At 50.1% G+C, this 16,882-nt stretch carries 9 protein-coding genes, 1 tRNA gene, 3 rRNA genes and 2 pseudogenes; 8 read left to right on the plus strand and 7 right to left on the minus strand.

Translation table 11 applies throughout. The features are described from left to right. Window positions 1–9: 9 nt before the first annotated feature. Window positions 10–1,599 (minus strand): bifunctional phosphoribosylaminoimidazolecarboxamide formyltransferase/IMP cyclohydrolase, encoded by a 1,590-nt coding sequence (purH, locus tag JFY74_01410; GenBank protein ID QQG28759.1) that lies wholly within the window; start codon window positions 1,597–1,599, stop codon window positions 10–12. 606 nt (window positions 1,600–2,205) lie between these two features. Between purH and JFY74_01415 the strand changes: the two genes are divergently transcribed. From JFY74_01415 to rrf, 4 genes are all read left to right on the plus strand, one after another. Then, a 16S ribosomal RNA gene (locus JFY74_01415) occupies window positions 2,206–3,747 on the plus strand. Window positions 3,748–3,887: 140 nt separating this feature from the next. After that, window positions 3,888–3,963, plus strand: a tRNA-Glu gene (locus JFY74_01420). A gap of 232 nt (window positions 3,964–4,195) precedes the next feature. Continuing rightward, window positions 4,196–7,102: ribosomal RNA gene (locus tag JFY74_01425) — 23S ribosomal RNA — on the plus strand. A 125-nt stretch (window positions 7,103–7,227) separates the two neighbouring features. Then, window positions 7,228–7,343, plus strand: a 5S ribosomal RNA gene (gene rrf / locus JFY74_01430). Together the 16S, 23S and 5S rRNA genes with 1 tRNA gene alongside form the textbook arrangement of a ribosomal RNA operon. Before the next feature lie 345 nt (window positions 7,344–7,688). Here the strand turns inward: rrf and JFY74_01435 are convergent. The 6 genes from JFY74_01435 to JFY74_01460 form a co-directional block, all read right to left on the minus strand. Continuing rightward, entirely contained in the window at window positions 7,689–8,450 is a 762-nt protein-coding gene (locus JFY74_01435; protein QQG28760.1) for an amino acid ABC transporter ATP-binding protein, read from the minus strand. 8 nt (window positions 8,451–8,458) lie between these two features. Further along, window positions 8,459–9,553, minus strand: a complete 1,095-nt coding sequence (locus tag JFY74_01440) for an amino acid ABC transporter permease (GenBank protein ID QQG28761.1) — start codon at window positions 9,551–9,553, stop codon at window positions 8,459–8,461. 9 nt (window positions 9,554–9,562) lie between these two features. Further along, window positions 9,563–10,741, minus strand: a complete 1,179-nt coding sequence (locus JFY74_01445) for an amino acid ABC transporter permease (GenBank protein QQG28762.1) — start codon at window positions 10,739–10,741, stop codon at window positions 9,563–9,565. Between the two features lie 65 nt (window positions 10,742–10,806). Beyond that, on the minus strand, window positions 10,807–11,832 hold the full coding sequence (locus tag JFY74_01450) for an amino acid ABC transporter substrate-binding protein (protein QQG28763.1): 1,026 nt from the start codon (window positions 11,830–11,832) through the stop codon (window positions 10,807–10,809). A 368-nt stretch (window positions 11,833–12,200) separates the two neighbouring features. Next, window positions 12,201–12,866, minus strand: a complete 666-nt coding sequence (locus JFY74_01455; protein ID QQG28764.1) for an amino acid ABC transporter permease — start codon at window positions 12,864–12,866, stop codon at window positions 12,201–12,203. A gap of 214 nt (window positions 12,867–13,080) precedes the next feature. Next, window positions 13,081–13,848, minus strand: coding sequence for an amino acid ABC transporter substrate-binding protein (locus JFY74_01460; protein QQG28765.1), 768 nt, complete (start codon window positions 13,846–13,848; stop codon window positions 13,081–13,083). A gap of 286 nt (window positions 13,849–14,134) precedes the next feature. On the opposite strand from JFY74_01460, the pseudogene JFY74_01465 reads away from it, so the two are divergent. The 4 genes and pseudogenes from JFY74_01465 to JFY74_01480 all read left to right on the plus strand — a co-directional run bounded on the left by JFY74_01465 (window position 14,135) and on the right by JFY74_01480 (window position 16,868). Further along, window positions 14,135–15,280, plus strand: a pseudogene (locus JFY74_01465) (endonuclease). Window positions 15,281–15,348: 68 nt separating this feature from the next. Further along, window positions 15,349–15,753, plus strand: coding sequence for an ASCH domain-containing protein (locus JFY74_01470; GenBank protein ID QQG28766.1), 405 nt, complete (start codon window positions 15,349–15,351; stop codon window positions 15,751–15,753). A gap of 191 nt (window positions 15,754–15,944) precedes the next feature. Further along, entirely contained in the window at window positions 15,945–16,328 is a 384-nt protein-coding gene (locus JFY74_01475; protein ID QQG28767.1) for an Insecticidal toxin complex protein tccz, read from the plus strand. A gap of 143 nt (window positions 16,329–16,471) precedes the next feature. Further along, window positions 16,472–16,868, plus strand: a pseudogene (locus JFY74_01480) (hypothetical protein). Window positions 16,869–16,882 lie beyond the last annotated feature (14 nt).

A 16,882-nucleotide genomic window follows, 5' to 3' on the forward strand; every position in this document is an offset into this window, starting at 1 on the left:
GCTCCAGAATTAATGGCGGAAATGGCGCATGTCGGTAAAGATCATCGCAATGCCGTGTTCGTTGGCGGCGGCAATGACTTCATCATCACGAATAGACCCGCCCGGTTGGATCACGCAGGTAATGCCAACGGCAGCGGCGGCATCAATACCATCACGGAATGGGAAGAACGCATCAGATGCCATGGCGGAACCTTTTACTTCCAGCCCTTCATCATTCGCTTTGATTCCGGCAATTTTCGCTGAGTAAACGCGGCTCATCTGACCAGCACCTATCCCGATGGTCATATTGTCGCGTGCATAAACAATTGCATTGGATTTAACGAACTTAGCCACTTTCCAGCAGAAAAGGGCATCACGTAATTCCTGTTCGCTCGGCTGGCGCTCGGTTACGACACGCAGTTGAGATGCATCGACCATGCCCAAATCGCGATCCTGTACCAGCAAACCGCCGTTGACGCGTTTGAAGTCCAGGCCAGGAACGCGTTGCTGCCAGCTACCGCTGGTCAGGACACGTACGTTTTGTTTTGCAGCGGTCACCTTCAATGCCGCATCACTGGCAGATGGGGCAATAATGACTTCGACAAACTGGCGGCTGATGATGGCCTGCGCCGTCTCTTCATCCAGCTCGCGGTTGAAAGCGATAATGCCACCGAATGCAGATGTTGGGTCAGTTTTATAGGCGCGTTCGTAGGCATCAAGAATTGAGCCGCCAATCGCTACGCCGCACGGATTTGCGTGTTTAACGATAACGCAGGCTGGCTCGGCAAATTCTTTCACACATTCCAGTGCCGCATCGGTGTCGGCGATGTTGTTATAAGACAGCGCTTTGCCTTGTAACTGTGTCGAGGTGGCGACAGAGGCCTCGTGAATATTCTCTTCTATATAGAAGGCAGCTTGCTGATGGCTATTCTCGCCGTAGCGCATGTCCTGCTTTTTGATGTAGTTCAGGTTTAACGTGCGTGGGAAGTTACCTGATGGTTTATCGGTTTCACCGTGGTAAGGCGGAACCAGTGCACCAAAGTAGTTGGCAATCATACTATCGTAAGCGGCAGTGTGTTCGAAGGCTTTAATGGCTAAATCGAAACGGGTTTCGTAGGTTAGTGAACCTTCGTTGGCGTCGATTTCATTAATGATGGCGCTGTAGTCGCTGCTCTTGACCACGATAGCCACATCTTTATGGTTCTTGGCGGCGGAGCGAACCATCGTCGGGCCACCGATATCGATATTCTCAACCGCATCTTCTAATGTGCAGTTCTCACGAGCGACGGTCTGAGCAAACGGATACAAATTCACAACGACGATATCAATAGGTTTGATGTCGTGCTGCGCCATGATCGCATCATCTTGATCGCGTCGTCCCAGAATGCCGCCGTGTACTTTTGGGTGCAGAGTCTTCACACGCCCATCCATCATTTCCGGGAAACCGGTGTAGTCAGAGACTTCAGTCACCGCTAACCCAGCATCGGCCAGCAAACGGGCTGTTCCACCCGTTGAAAGGAGCTCGACGCCACGGTGGGACAGAGCTTGAGCAAATTCGACAATACCTGCTTTGTCAGAAACGCTGAGCAGAGCGCGGCGAATTGGACGGCGTTGTTGCATGATGATGTTATCCCCTGGATTTGGGTAGTCAGTAAAGAACGGTATGTGAATATCGTCTTTGTCAGAGCAATAATTGCGGAATAAAGAGAAATATTCAGTTAGCGTTTGCAAAAATACGACGATTTTGAACGGGGTGAATTGTAGCGAAAACGTTTGCGTGATGCTCGTCAATTTTTGAGTAGAATGCTTTCTGTGGATAAGTTTGTGCAAAAATAGGTATAAAGCGGGGTTTTGCTGTGGAATGCAGCAAACAGTCATTTTTCTTTAAAACACCTATTGCGGCCTGACGAGAAGTCCCTATAATGCGCATCCACTGACACGGCAACAGCGACACGCGGTTGTGGTGACAGGAAAAAAGATTCAATGAAGGCAGTCAGTAATGACTTGACTTCACAGCGGAAAAGCATAGTATATGCAGCCCGCGCCACCGATGAAGTGGCACTGCTCTTTAACAATTTAATCAGACAATCTGTGTGGGCACTCACAAGACCGTATCTTAACGATATAAAAAAAGTCTTGAAGAGTGAACAACAGTAAATTCATTACGAATAAACAGTTTTAATTCTTTGAGCATCGCTGACGAGTTCAGCAAATCAAACAAATCTTAAATTGAAGAGTTTGATCATGGCTCAGATTGAACGCTGGCGGCAGGCCTAACACATGCAAGTCGAGCGGTAGCACAAGAGAGCTTGCTCTCTGGGTGACGAGCGGCGGACGGGTGAGTAATGTCTGGGAAACTGCCTGATGGAGGGGGATAACTACTGGAAACGGTAGCTAATACCGCATAACCTCGCAAGAGCAAAGAGGGGGACCTTCGGGCCTCTCGCCATCAGATGTGCCCAGATGGGATTAGCTAGTAGGTGAGGTAATGGCTCACCTAGGCGACGATCCCTAGCTGGTCTGAGAGGATGACCAGCCACACTGGAACTGAGACACGGTCCAGACTCCTACGGGAGGCAGCAGTGGGGAATATTGCACAATGGGCGCAAGCCTGATGCAGCCATGCCGCGTGTGTGAAGAAGGCCTTCGGGTTGTAAAGCACTTTCAGCGAGGAGGAAGGCGGTAAGGTTAATAACCTTATCGATTGACGTTACTCGCAGAAGAAGCACCGGCTAACTCCGTGCCAGCAGCCGCGGTAATACGGAGGGTGCAAGCGTTAATCGGAATGACTGGGCGTAAAGCGCACGCAGGCGGTCTGTTAAGTTGGATGTGAAATCCCCGGGCTTAACCTGGGAACTGCATTCAAAACTGACAGGCTAGAGTCTTGTAGAGGGGGGTAGAATTCCAGGTGTAGCGGTGAAATGCGTAGAGATCTGGAGGAATACCGGTGGCGAAGGCGGCCCCCTGGACAAAGACTGACGCTCAGGTGCGAAAGCGTGGGGAGCAAACAGGATTAGATACCCTGGTAGTCCACGCTGTAAACGATGTCGATTTGGAGGTTGTGCCCTTGAGGCGTGGCTTCCGGAGCTAACGCGTTAAATCGACCGCCTGGGGAGTACGGCCGCAAGGTTAAAACTCAAATGAATTGACGGGGGCCCGCACAAGCGGTGGAGCATGTGGTTTAATTCGATGCAACGCGAAGAACCTTACCTACTCTTGACATCCACAGAATTTGGTAGAGATACCTTAGTGCCTTCGGGAACTGTGAGACAGGTGCTGCATGGCTGTCGTCAGCTCGTGTTGTGAAATGTTGGGTTAAGTCCCGCAACGAGCGCAACCCTTATCCTTTGTTGCCAGCGATTCGGTCGGGAACTCAAAGGAGACTGCCGGTGATAAACCGGAGGAAGGTGGGGATGACGTCAAGTCATCATGGCCCTTACGAGTAGGGCTACACACGTGCTACAATGGCGTATACAAAGAGAAGCGACCTCGCGAGAGCAAGCGGACCTCATAAAGTACGTCGTAGTCCGGATTGGAGTCTGCAACTCGACTCCATGAAGTCGGAATCGCTAGTAATCGTAGATCAGAATGCTACGGTGAATACGTTCCCGGGCCTTGTACACACCGCCCGTCACACCATGGGAGTGGGTTGCAAAAGAAGTAGGTAGCTTAACCTTCGGGAGGGCGCTTACCACTTTGTGATTCATGACTGGGGTGAAGTCGTAACAAGGTAACCGTAGGGGAACCTGCGGTTGGATCACCTCCTTACCAAGAAGATGTGTGTTAAGTGAAGTGCTCACACAGATTGTCTGATGAAAATACTGAGCAAGCGCACCTGTTGATGCGATGAGTGTAAACTCATGCTGACACGATAGTGCCGAATTTCTGATTCGGTACGGATTTTTCGTGTCCCCATCGTCTAGAGGCCTAGGACACTGCCCTTTCACGGCTGTAACAGGGGTTCGAATCCCCTTGGGGACGCCAATCCGATAATGAGTGAAAGACATTATCATGAATATCTTAAAGATGATTCTTCGGAGTCATGTTTACGATATTGCTCTTTAACAATCTGGAACAAGCTGAAAATTGAAACATGACAGCTGAACATGCATTGGTACCTTCAGGTATGAATGGTGTATCAGTGTGTCAATGAGTCTCTCAAATAATCGCAGCACGACAGTGACTTTGATTTATCAAAGACACCTTCGGGTTGTGAGGTTAAGCGACTAAGCGTACACGGTGGATGCCTAGGCAGTCAGAGGCGATGAAGGGCGTGCTAATCTGCGATAAGCGTCGGTAAGCTGATATGAAGCGTTATACCCGACGATACCCGAATGGGGAAACCCAGTGTGTTTCGACACACTATCATTACGTGAATACATAGCGTAATGAGGCGAACCGGGGGAACTGAAACATCTCAGTACCCCGAGGAAAAGAAATCAACCGAGATTCCCCTAGTAGCGGCGAGCGAACGGGGAGGAGCCCAGAACCTGAATCAGTTTGTGTGTTAGTGGAAGCGTCTGGAAAGTCGCACAGTAAAGGGTGATAGTCCCGTACACAAAAATGCACAAATTGTGAGTTCGATGAGTAGGGCGGGACACGTGACATCCTGTCTGAATATGGGGGGACCATCCTCCAAGGCTAAATACTCCTGACTGACCGATAGTGAACCAGTACCGTGAGGGAAAGGCGAAAAGAACCCCGGCGAGGGGAGTGAAATAGAACCTGAAACCGTGTACGTACAAGCAGTGGGAGCCTACTTGTTAGGTGACTGCGTACCTTTTGTATAATGGGTCAGCGACTTATATTCTGTAGCAAGGTTAACCGAATAGGGGAGCCGCAGGGAAACCGAGTCTTAACTGGGCGTTAAGTTGCAGGGTATAGACCCGAAACCCGGTGATCTAGCCATGGGCAGGTTGAAGGTTGGGTAACACTAACTGGAGGACCGAACCGACTAATGTTGAAAAATTAGCGGATGACTTGTGGCTGGGGGTGAAAGGCCAATCAAACCGGGAGATAGCTGGTTCTCCCCGAAAGCTATTTAGGTAGCGCCTCGTGAACTCATCTTCGGGGGTAGAGCACTGTTTCGGCTAGGGGGTCATCCCGACTTACCAACCCGATGCAAACTACGAATACCGAAGAATGTTATCACGGGAGACACACGGCGGGTGCTAACGTTCGTCGTGAAGAGGGAAACAACCCAGACCGCCAGCTAAGGTCCCAAAGTCATGGTTAAGTGGGAAACGATGTGGGAAGGCACAGACAGCCAGGATGTTGGCTTAGAAGCAGCCATCATTTAAAGAAAGCGTAATAGCTCACTGGTCGAGTCGGCCTGCGCGGAAGATGTAACGGGGCTAAACCATGCACCGAAGCTGCGGCAGCGACACTCAGGTGTTGTTGGGTAGGGGAGCGTTCTGTAAGCCGTCGAAGGTGGCCTGTGAGGGTTGCTGGAGGTATCAGAAGTGCGAATGCTGACATAAGTAACGATAATGCGGGTGAAAAACCCGCACGCCGGAAGACCAAGGGTTCCTGTCCAACGTTAATCGGGGCAGGGTGAGTCGACCCCTAAGGCGAGGCTGAAAAGCGTAGTCGATGGGAAACAGGTTAATATTCCTGTACTCGGTGTTACTGCGAAGGGGGGACGGAGAAAGCTAGGTTATCCGGGCGACGGTTGTCCCGGTTTAAGCGTGAAGGTGGATGACTTTGGTAAATCCGGGTCATTATTAACACTGAGGCGTGATGACGAGTCACTACGGTGATGAAGTAACCAATGCTACGCTTCCAGGAAAAGCCTCTAAGCTCCAGGTAACATCAAATCGTACCCCAAACCGACACAGGTGGTCAGGTAGAGAATACTCAGGCGCTTGAGAGAACTCGGGTGAAGGAACTAGGCAAAATGGTGCCGTAACTTCGGGAGAAGGCACGCTGATGGTAGGTGAAGTGACTTGCTCATGGAGCTGAAATCAGTCGAAGATACCAGCTGGCTGCAACTGTTTAATAAAAACACAGCACTGTGCAAACACGAAAGTGGACGTATACGGTGTGACGCCTGCCCGGTGCCGGAAGGTTAATTGATGGGGTCAGCCGCAAGGCGAAGCTCTTGATCGAAGCCCCGGTAAACGGCGGCCGTAACTATAACGGTCCTAAGGTAGCGAAATTCCTTGTCGGGTAAGTTCCGACCTGCACGAATGGCGTAATGATGGCCAGGCTGTCTCCACCCGAGACTCAGTGAAATTGAACTCGCTGTGAAGATGCAGTGTACCCGCGGCAAGACGGAAAGACCCCGTGAACCTTTACTATAGCTTGACACTGAACCTTGAGCCTTGATGTGTAGGATAGGTGGGAGGCTTTGAAGCGTGGACGCCAGTCTGCGTGGAGCCAACCTTGAAATACCACCCTTTAATGTTTGATGTTCTAACGTAGACCCGTAATCCGGGTTGCGGACAGTGTCTGGTGGGTAGTTTGACTGGGGCGGTCTCCTCCCAAAGCGTAACGGAGGAGCACGAAGGTTAGCTAATCCTGGTCGGACATCAGGAGGTTAGTGCAAAGGCATAAGCTAGCTTGACTGCGAGAGTGACAGCTCGAGCAGGTGCGAAAGCAGGTCTTAGTGATCCGGTGGTTCTGAATGGAAGGGCCATCGCTCAACGGATAAAAGGTACTCCGGGGATAACAGGCTGATACCGCCCAAGAGTTCATATCGACGGCGGTGTTTGGCACCTCGATGTCGGCTCATCACATCCTGGGGCTGAAGTAGGTCCCAAGGGTATGGCTGTTCGCCATTTAAAGTGGTACGCGAGCTGGGTTTAGAACGTCGTGAGACAGTTCGGTCCCTATCTGCCGTGGGCGTTGGAAGATTGAGAGGGGTTGCTCCTAGTACGAGAGGACCGGAGTGAACGCACCACTGGTGTACGGGTTGTGATGCCAATTGCATTGCCCGGTAGCTAAGTGCGGAAGAGATAACCGCTGAAAGCATCTAAGCGGGAAACTTGCCTCGAGATGAGTCTTCCCTGGGCACTAGATGCCCCTGAAGGGCCGTTGAAGACGACGACGTAGATAGGCTGGGTGTGTAAGCGTAGCGATACGTTGAGCTAACCAGTACTAATGACCCGAGAGGCTTAACCTTACAACACCGAAGGTGTTTTGAGATGGACTCGAAGAGATTTTGATAATCAGCTTGTTTTAGGATTGGTTCTGATGGTTATGCGAGAGCGAGAGCAAAGCATGGCGGTTGGAATGAAACAGAATTTGCCTGGCGGCGATAGCGCGGTGGTCCCACCTGACCCCATGCCGAACTCAGAAGTGAAACGCCGTAGCGCCGATGGTAGTGTGGGGCTTCCCCATGTGAGAGTAGGGAACTGCCAGGCATCAACTACGTGGAAAGCCCCTGTCGAAAGACAGGGGCTTTTTGCTATGGGAAATTTTTGGTGTATGTTGTTTATACCTTACCAGTGGTAAAAGGCAGTCGGTATCTTGCGTAGATCGGGTAGACTATGTGATATCTGAATTAGATTTGCTCGCTGTGCATTTATTGCGGTATATCCGGCAGATAACCATGACGGTCATGGAAGATGAGGATGTTTTTTAGGATGCAGAAACCTTCCTACCTTATCTAGTTCGCATTAGTTATGTGATAACGCGAGCTGTGATAGCCATCATAATGGCGATAGTGGGGAAGGCCTGCGTAGGACACGCAGGCAGAATGCTTTAGATTAGTGCAGGATTTGTGAAAGAAATGCCTGAGTACGCTCTGAACGAGGGCTGGAGAAGAAGATATCCGGTGGGGCTTGTTCTACGATCTCACCTTGATCCATAAAGATCACCCGATCAGCGACGGTTCTCGCGAATCCCATTTCATGCGTGACGCAAAGCATCGTCATTCCATCCTGAGCTAGCCCAAGCATAGTATCTAGCACCTCTTTTACCATTTCAGGATCCAGCGCAGACGTCGGCTCGTCAAACAGCATAATCTTGGGCTTCATGCACAGTGAACGGGCGATGGCCACACGTTGTTGCTGGCCTCCAGATAGCTGCCCCGGAAATTTATGCGCATGTGCGGCGATACGCACGCGTTCCAGATAGTGCATTGCCAACTCTTCCGCTTCTTTTTTCGGCGTGTGGCGTACCCAGGACGGTGCCAGCGTGCAGTTCTGCAACACAGTTAAGTGCGGGAAAAGGTTGAAGTGTTGAAAAACCATGCCAACTTCAGTACGAATTTTTTCGATGTTGCGCAAATCGTTATTTAATTCAATCCCATCAACAACAATTCGCCCTTGCTGATGCTCTTCGAGATGATTAATACAGCGTATGGTGGTTGATTTTCCCGAACCGGAAGGGCCGCACAGCACAATGCGCTCGCCTTGCCTGACCTGCAAATTGATGTCTTTGAGCACGTGAAATTGCCCGTACCACTTATTCACATTTTCTAAGGTAATCATGTGATCGGTTGATTGAGTGAATGCAGTCTGATTCATGGATGGCCTCAGTGTGACTTGTGTCCGGTGTTAAAACGATTTTCCAGATGTTGGCTATAGCGCGACATGCTGAAACAGAAAATCCAATAAACCATGGCGGCAAAAACATAGCCTTCTGTCGACATACCCAGCCAGGTGGGGTCGACGGTTGCCTGCTGGATGCTGCTGAAGAGATCGAAAAGGCCGATGATGATCACCAGACTGGTGTCTTTAAAGAGAGAAATAATGGTATTCACTAGACCTGGGATAACCATTTTCAGCGCTTGCGGAAGGATGACCAGCCCCTGCATACGCCAATAGCCTAATCCTAGGGATTCAGCGGCTTCATACTGTCCTTTGGGAAGCGCCTGTAAGCCACCGCGAACCACTTCGGCGACATAAGCTGACTGGAATAAAATCACGCCAACTAATGCTCTTAGCAGTTTGTCGATAGTGGTGCCTTCCGTTAAAAACAGCGGTAGCATCACGGATGACATAAAAAGTACGGTGATGAGCGGTACGCCACGCCAAAATTCGATGAACACGACGGAAAGCATACGGACAATCGGCAGCGTGGAACGGCGGCCTAACGCGAGCAAGATGCCAAGCGGCAACGCACCGGCGATACCCACAGCGGCGATGATCAGCGTCAACGTTAAGCCGCCCCACTGATAGGTTTCTACTCTACTGAGCCCGCCAAAACCACCGTAAAGTAACCACCAGGCGACGAGCGGATAAACCACCGTCCAGACGGCAATATAACGTCCGCGATAGGGGATACTTTTCAGGAACATCGGCAGGATACTCAGCAACCCGATAGCGAGTGCAAAGTTGATACGCCAGACTTCCTCTGCCGGATACAGCCCATACATGAAATGACCAAATCTGGCATGAATGAAGACCCAACAAGCACCATCACGCGTACAGTCATTACGGGTTGTGCCAATCCAGTTAGCCTGAAAGATCGCCCAATTAAGCAGCGGCGGTATGGCAACCCACAATAGCCAGAGGCAAAACAGCGTTAACAGGCTATTGCTGATACTTGAGAAGAGATTACGTCGTGCCCACTGTATCGTTCTGAAAAGAGGGGACTGACGGCCTTGCGTATAATGGTTCATCGTCATGACGTCCTCTTAGCGTTCGACTAACGCGATCTTGCGGTTATACAGATTCATCAGCAGCGAGATCAGCAGACTGATAATGAGGTAGACCGACATGGTAATCGCGATGGTTTCGATGGCCTGACCGGTCTGATTCAACACGGTTCCCGCGAACAGCGACACCATATCGGGGTAGCCAATTGCAGCCGCCAACGATGAGTTTTTCACGATGTTGAGATACTGGCTGGTCAGGGGCGGAATGATGACGCGCAGTGCTTGTGGAAGGATCACTTTGCGTAACGTAACGGGATTCGGTAAGCCGAGAGAACGCGCCGCCTCGTGCTGACCGTGTGAAACCGATTGGATACCTGAACGAATAATCTCGGCAATAAACGATGAGGTGTAGACCGAAAGCGCAACGGTTAACGCCGCCAGTTCGGGGATCAGCACCATACCGCCACGGAAGTTAAACCCTTTTAATTCCGGCATATCCCAGTGAAAAGCGGGGCCGAAAATCAGGTGGCTGAGTGTGCACAGCACAAGAAACAGGCCCAACGTCAGCGACCAGGTTCTACGTGGCTGGCCGGTTAAGGCGTGATAACGCTTATTACGCCGAAAGACGACCCATGTCACGATCGCGGTGATCAACAGAGAAAGGAAAAATGCCGCCGCACCGGGCCCCAATTCAGGTGAGGGCAGATAAAAACCCCGATTGCTGAGGAACGCGACATCAAACGCGCTGATTGACTGGCGCGGCCCCGGCAGATTCCGCAATACGGCAAAGTACCAGAAGAAGATCTGCAATAACGGCGGAATGTTACGGAATATCTCAATGTAAATGTTGGCTATTTTCCGTAATAGCCAGTTGTCGGACAGCCGAGCGAGACCAACAGTGAAGCCGAGAATCGATGCAAACACGATACACAACGCCGAAACCAGAAGCGTGTTGAATAACCCAACAAGAAAAACGCGGGCGTAGGTGTCACCTTGTTGATAGTCAATCAGGTGCTGGACGATGCCAAAGCCAGCGCTTTTATTCAGGAAATCGAAGCCAGAGGTGATGCCCCTCTGTGCCAGATTGGTCACGGTGTTGTGCAACAGGTAGGCTGTGACAGCCAATACCGCGATAACAACGACAATTTGATACAGCCAGGCGCGCACCGCTGGATTAGTCAGTGATAAATCACCTTTTACGGTTGGGCGTTGTAGCATGCTGGAACCTCGATACGGGGTACTGAGGGGCGCAGCCATACACTGCGCCCGGTTTTTTCTGATAATTAACGTACCGCTGGCGCGTACTGGATCCCGCCTTTGTTCCACAATTCGTTCAGACCGCGCTTAATTTTCAGCTCGCTGCCCATACCGACATTACGTTCAAAGATTTCGCCGTAGTTACCGACCTGCTTGATGACTTTGAATGCCCAATCGTTCGGTAATTTGAGATCTTTTCCGTAGCTGCCTTCATGACCCAGCAGGTGAGACATATCTGGCGTGGTAGGTTTTGCTGCCAGTTGGTCGACGTTTTTCGAGGTCACACCCATCTCTTCGGCATTCAGCATGGCGAACAGCGTCCAGCGTACAATTGCGAACCACTCCTCATCACCACGGCGTACTACCGGACCCAGAGGTTCCTTAGAAATCACTTCTGGCAGGACGATAAACTCAGCAGGTTTGCTCAACTTGATACGCAGTGCGTACAGCTGTGACTGGTCTGATGCCAGCGTATCGCAGCGGCCAGACTCCAGCGCTTTGGCGCTTTCATCAGAGCGGTCGAACGTGACGGGGGTGTACTGCATTTTATGAGTTTTGAAGTAGTCAGCGACGTTCAGCTCGGTATCGGTACCGGCCTGAATACAGACGGTTGCGCCATCCAGCTCTTTTGCGCTGGTTAAACCTGCTTTGTTATGCGTCAGGAAGCCAATACCGTCGTAGTAGGTGACGCCGGTAAATAGCATGCCCATGCCGCCGTCGCGGGAAGACGTCCAGGTAGTGTTGCGTGACAGCACGTCAACTTCGCCGGATTGCAGCGCAGTGAAGCGCTCTTTCGCCGTCAGCGGCGTGTATTTGACTTTATTGGCATCGCCGAATACGGCTGCGGCAAGGCCGCGACACACGTCAACATCAATACCGGAGTATTTGCCACTGGCATCCGCATAGGAAAAGCCGGGCAAGCCATCGCTGATACCACACTGCACAAATCCTTTCTTCTGAATGGCGTCCAGCGTTGCACCTGCATGGGCTTGGTTGATGGCGGCAAAGAGTGACGCGCCAGCAACCAGAGTAGAAATCACTATTCTTTTCATAATCATCCTAGCGTCTAGAGTTATTTGCTGTTTTTGAAGTACACAATAAGGTGCACCATACCTGTCTGTCGGGATGCCGACGTGAGCAGAGCGAAGCAAATAAAATGCCAATTTTCTATTTGCTTGATAATGAAGACGAAAGGAAAGGCTTGTTGATCTAAGTGGGTAATTCTAAATGGGTATGTGCGCACCGTGACAAATGCAAAGAGGGCAGTGCGCCCTTTTTTGGTGCGTCAAAATGGAGAGGTCGAGGCACTTTCCGCCAGCATGCGTATTTGTAAGCTGAGAATTGCTCGTTAAAAAGGGATAAGTCGGGAACGCGGTAATGTGATCAGCCCAGCGGATTGCGTGGGCTGATGCAGGAGACGTTATTGTGTGATGTGACGCTGATAATACTTTTCGAGCTTAACCTGTAGCTGGCTTAGCACCGTGCTGAACATCAGGTAAATCAGTGCAGCCTCAACATACAGAATCAAGGGTTCATAGGTAACCGAAACAATGCGTTGAGCGGATAAAAACATCTCTGGCACGGTGATGACGGCAGCCAGCGATGTATCCTTGATTAAGGAAATAAACGTATTGGAGAGCGGCGGCAGCGACACGAAAACGGATTGCGGGAAGATGACCCAACGAATCGCCTGCCTTCCGTTCATACCGAGAGAATAGGCGGCATTCCATTGACCCTTCGGGACAGACAATATTGCCCCACGGACGATCTCCGAGCTATAGGCACCCACGCTGATAGTGAAACCAATAAGGGCAGCTGGAAAGGCATCCAGAGTAATCCCCGCGCTGGGTAGTCCATAAAAAATCAGGAAAAGCTGAACCAATAATGGCGTTCCACGAATAACCCAAACGTAGAAATCACCCATCCATTTCAGCGGCTTTGGGCCATAGAGGCGAACCAGCGCGATGATAATGCCGAGAGCTAAGCCAAAGATGAAAGACAGGATAGCCAGAGGGACGGTAAATTTCAGTCCCGCAGACAGCAGGCTCCAGAAGGAGTCTGCCATGAGTTGTAGCCAAGGCGGCATGAAAACGAGCTCCGATAAAGATATGCTCTAATTACAGAGCGCGCTGATCCCCGTCATACTTCAAGCTGCTTGTGCGTTGGCTGCCCTTACTCACCCCAGTCACTTACTTTTGTAAGCTCCTGGGGACTCGTGCGGTTGCCGCCTTCACGCAACTCGAATTATTTAGGGTATATAACAGTCCTGTTTATAACAACGCGCTCTGGTAACAGTGCGATTATTGAGAAACATCCTCCCCGAAGTATCGCACAGATATCGTTTTATAGGTGCCGTCTGCTTTAATTTCATCCAGAGCTTTATTTAATGCTTCCACCAGTGGAGCCTGATTTTTACGTACCAGAATCGCGGAAGGCTCACCGTCTTTTGAGGTTGCCGCAATCTTCACGTTGGCATCCGGCTTCTGCTTTTTGAAATCCAGGAATGACAGATTATCGTTCAACGTGGCATCGGCACGACCGCTGAGAACCAGATCCAGAGATTGGTTAAAACCATCCGTTGGTACAATTTCCGCACCGTAGCTGGTGGCTTGCTTAGAGTAATTGCTGGTCAGGCTCTGGGCAGATTTTTTGCCTTTCAGATCGCTGAAATCTTTGATGGTGGTGTTATCGCCACGGACAACCAGCACCGCTTTGGAATCAATATAAGGCTTGGAGAAATCATACTTAGCCTGACGCTCTTTGGTTACGCCAACCTGATTGATGACCGCATCGTAGCGCTTGGCATCAATACCGGCGATTAAACCGTCCCAACGTCCTTCAATAAACTGTGCTTTCACGCCAAGCTTTTCTGCCACCGCACGGCCAATATCCACATCGAAGCCAACCAGCTGGCCTGACTTATCATGATAGGTATAAGGCGCGTAGGTGCCTTCCGTGCCGATCTTGATAACCCCTGCGGACTTGATGGCGCTAAGGTCATCTGCATGAGCGAATACGCTGGTAGCAAGCAGGGCGCTGGTCAGTAAAGCAAAACGTATTTTTTTCATTATGAATTCCTGTGAGTGGTGTGCAGTGATGCACTTATAACTTTTGCTGATAACGAATCTACGCTACAAGACATCTGTTTATAAATCACGTTGTGTGATGATTTATATCAGAAGTGAATATAGTGCATGTGTTGAGAATATAGTGCGCTTGTCAGGTTTTAACCATTTTGAGCAAAAGAACGATAGAAAGAGTCTATTGCATCGTAAATGTTACCCAACTGTCACAATGGGCTTCTATTCTCAAAAGGACATCATTGCTTTTGCCACTACCCAGCAGGAGACAACAATGAAGATCCGTATCGCCAGCTATAACGTTGAGAACCTGTTCCATCGTACCGCGATTCTCAACCTCCCCGATTCGCAGCAGATCGATGCCTTATTGGAACAGGTCAGGCAGCTTCAGCACCTTCTCGAACAACCCCAATACGATGATGATCTGAAAGATCAGGTGTTCCGCCTTTCTATCGTGCTGCGCCCCTATATTGATATCCGCACCGATGCGGGATCGCTGGGGAGATGGAAAAAGGAGGAAGCTGGCACCGGGTTCAGAATCAATAGAAGCTGCCGTGGGCGTGGAGATTGGATCGGTGAAATCGTGTTCAAATCGCAGGAATTCAGCAGCCAGCAGCGTAAGAATACGGGAAAGGTTATTACTTTGCTTAACGCCGATATCCTGTGTGCCGTTGAAGTTGAAAACATGGATGTCCTGCGTGACTTCAACAGTCAGGTGCTGGGGAAAAAGAAGTTTAACTAGTTCGTGATGATCGACAGCCCGAACGATCCACGCGGCATTGATGTTGCCTGCCTGACGCGTTACCGGATTGCTCAGCTCCGCACGCATATTTTTGATGCCGGAAAACAGTTTAACCCCGTCTTTAGCCGCGATTGCCTTGAGGTCACGCTGGATGCGGGCCTCAAACAGCCGATTTATATCCTTTGTAACCATTTCAAAAGCCAGAGCGGTCAAACGGAAGAAGAGCGGCAGCGTGGGGCAGAGAAGCGCCGAGATCAGGCCGAACGTGTCGCAGAGATTGTCCAACAGACTTACGATCTCAAGAAGGACTACGTGGTCATCCTCGGCGATTTGAACGAAGATTCATCAAACCCTTGGCAAAGTCTGGCTCCGCTGTTTTCCCTGTCGGACTTACACCCGGTTATCGATCCTGAACGTCCGGAGAAAGAGCGTTATACCTACTATTTCTCCGGGGGAAAGAAGGGCGCACGGTTAAATCAGCTGGACTATATTTTCCTATCTGCACCGCTGCATCAGGCGGTAGTAGAGTGGGGCGTCGAGCGTCGGGGTATTTATAATATCGACAAGATTGCCGTCAAAGAGGGCGCTGAACCGGTGATGCCACTACCCGAAGTGACATCATGGGACACCGCTGCGTCCGACCATGCCGCACTCTGGGTGGAAGTGGACATTACCTGATGGTCGCTTTAAGGCTATGATTGCGTAATAAAAGAGAGCAATCATAGCCGTATAAACCGAGGAAGATGATGAGTCATAAACAAGGATTGGAAAAGTATCCAGACGCGCTGCGCTGGTCATTTGGCGATAGCCCCGAGCTGGCGGATGAGCTGCTGCAACTGGTACTGGAAGGACATAAAACGGCAACCTGTAGCTCGTACCACGCATTCAAAAACGAGCAAACGCCGCAGGTCGGTGATTACAACATTGTTCTGGATGGTACCGGACAGCCTTCCTGCGTGATTCGGACGCGCTCGTTAACGCTGGTGCGCTACTGCGACGTCACCGCTGAGATGGCAGCCAAAGAAGGCGAAGGCGACAAAAGCCTGGATTTCTGGCGCGAAGGCCATAAGACGTTTTTCGAACGAGAAGGCACTTTCGCCCCCGATATGCTGCTGGTGTTTGAAGAGTTTGAGCTGATTGAGGTGTTTTGATTCTGGATTAGCTGCTGCTAAATCCGACGGCTTTTTATCGTCGGGGTGGCTGAATTTGATGGTCGGTTGAGATTAAGGAGCGGACATAACAATAGTCACGCTAATGGTTCTTGAAAGATCTATCGAAGCTGTGGCGATTCAGTTGTAGTTTGCCCTTCATTGTATACTCCCACCCTATCATGGAGGATAAAATGTCTAGTAAGGTCGGCTTATTATGTTTGTCTTTGCTAATACCATTTACGTCATTTGCAGAAAAAGGGACGTTTGAATTTTCGGTTGGAACCCAAAATCATACCTTCGATTCGCTGTGCATAAAGTCCATTCAGTATATGAAACGTGATGAAACGGGCTCGGATAGCTTAGGCATTCACCTTACTGATAGATGTGGGGATAGATTGGCGAAAATTACTCATGAGAACATGGGGAGAGAATTAACTATCTCATATTTGGGTAACGAACTCTCCACGGCAATGATCGTGCAGCGACTGAAGAGTAACTTCAGAATTAGTACAAAAGACACACCAAGAGTGGTTTTAATGCGCGTTATCGATGACTACAACGCATCTCTTGAATGATTTGAATGCCGCAACAATGGGTTAGAAAGGATAAGTTTAATATTTCTGCTATAGGTAGGTCCTCAAGTTGATCGTGGCTATCCTGATATTGGCGCAGGATGCGTCTGGGCTGAGTGGTTGTAATACAAGAAAAGCATATTCCTATGAAAACAATTGAAGAGCTGAGGGCTGAGCTCCTTAAAATTGGCCAGCAACTTGGTAGCGGGGTAAGGCCAAATTATTACTTCTTTATCCCTGACAAACCTGATGGTCTTGCTACACCGTACCTGGAAATTCATGGGGGAGGAATACCATTTCATCATCAGTGAAAGAGGTATAGAAAGGGAGCGCCATGTGACCTGTAGTGAGGACGATATCCTTTATTGGTTCACTGACTGCGGTGTTTGCGGTATGGCTTCAAGCTATGCGGCTTTGCATAACGCCCCAGATAAGACGTTTAGAGATGTATATTTCCGAAGACAGTATCATTTAATGCTTCCCATCAAGCCTGAATGGGCTACAAGAAAGCACAAGGAACTCACTGAGATCCTCAAATTATAACGGTTAACGAGCCT

Source organism: Pectobacterium carotovorum (assembly GCA_016415585.1).
GTDB lineage: Bacteria > Pseudomonadota > Gammaproteobacteria > Enterobacterales > Enterobacteriaceae > Pectobacterium > Pectobacterium carotovorum_K.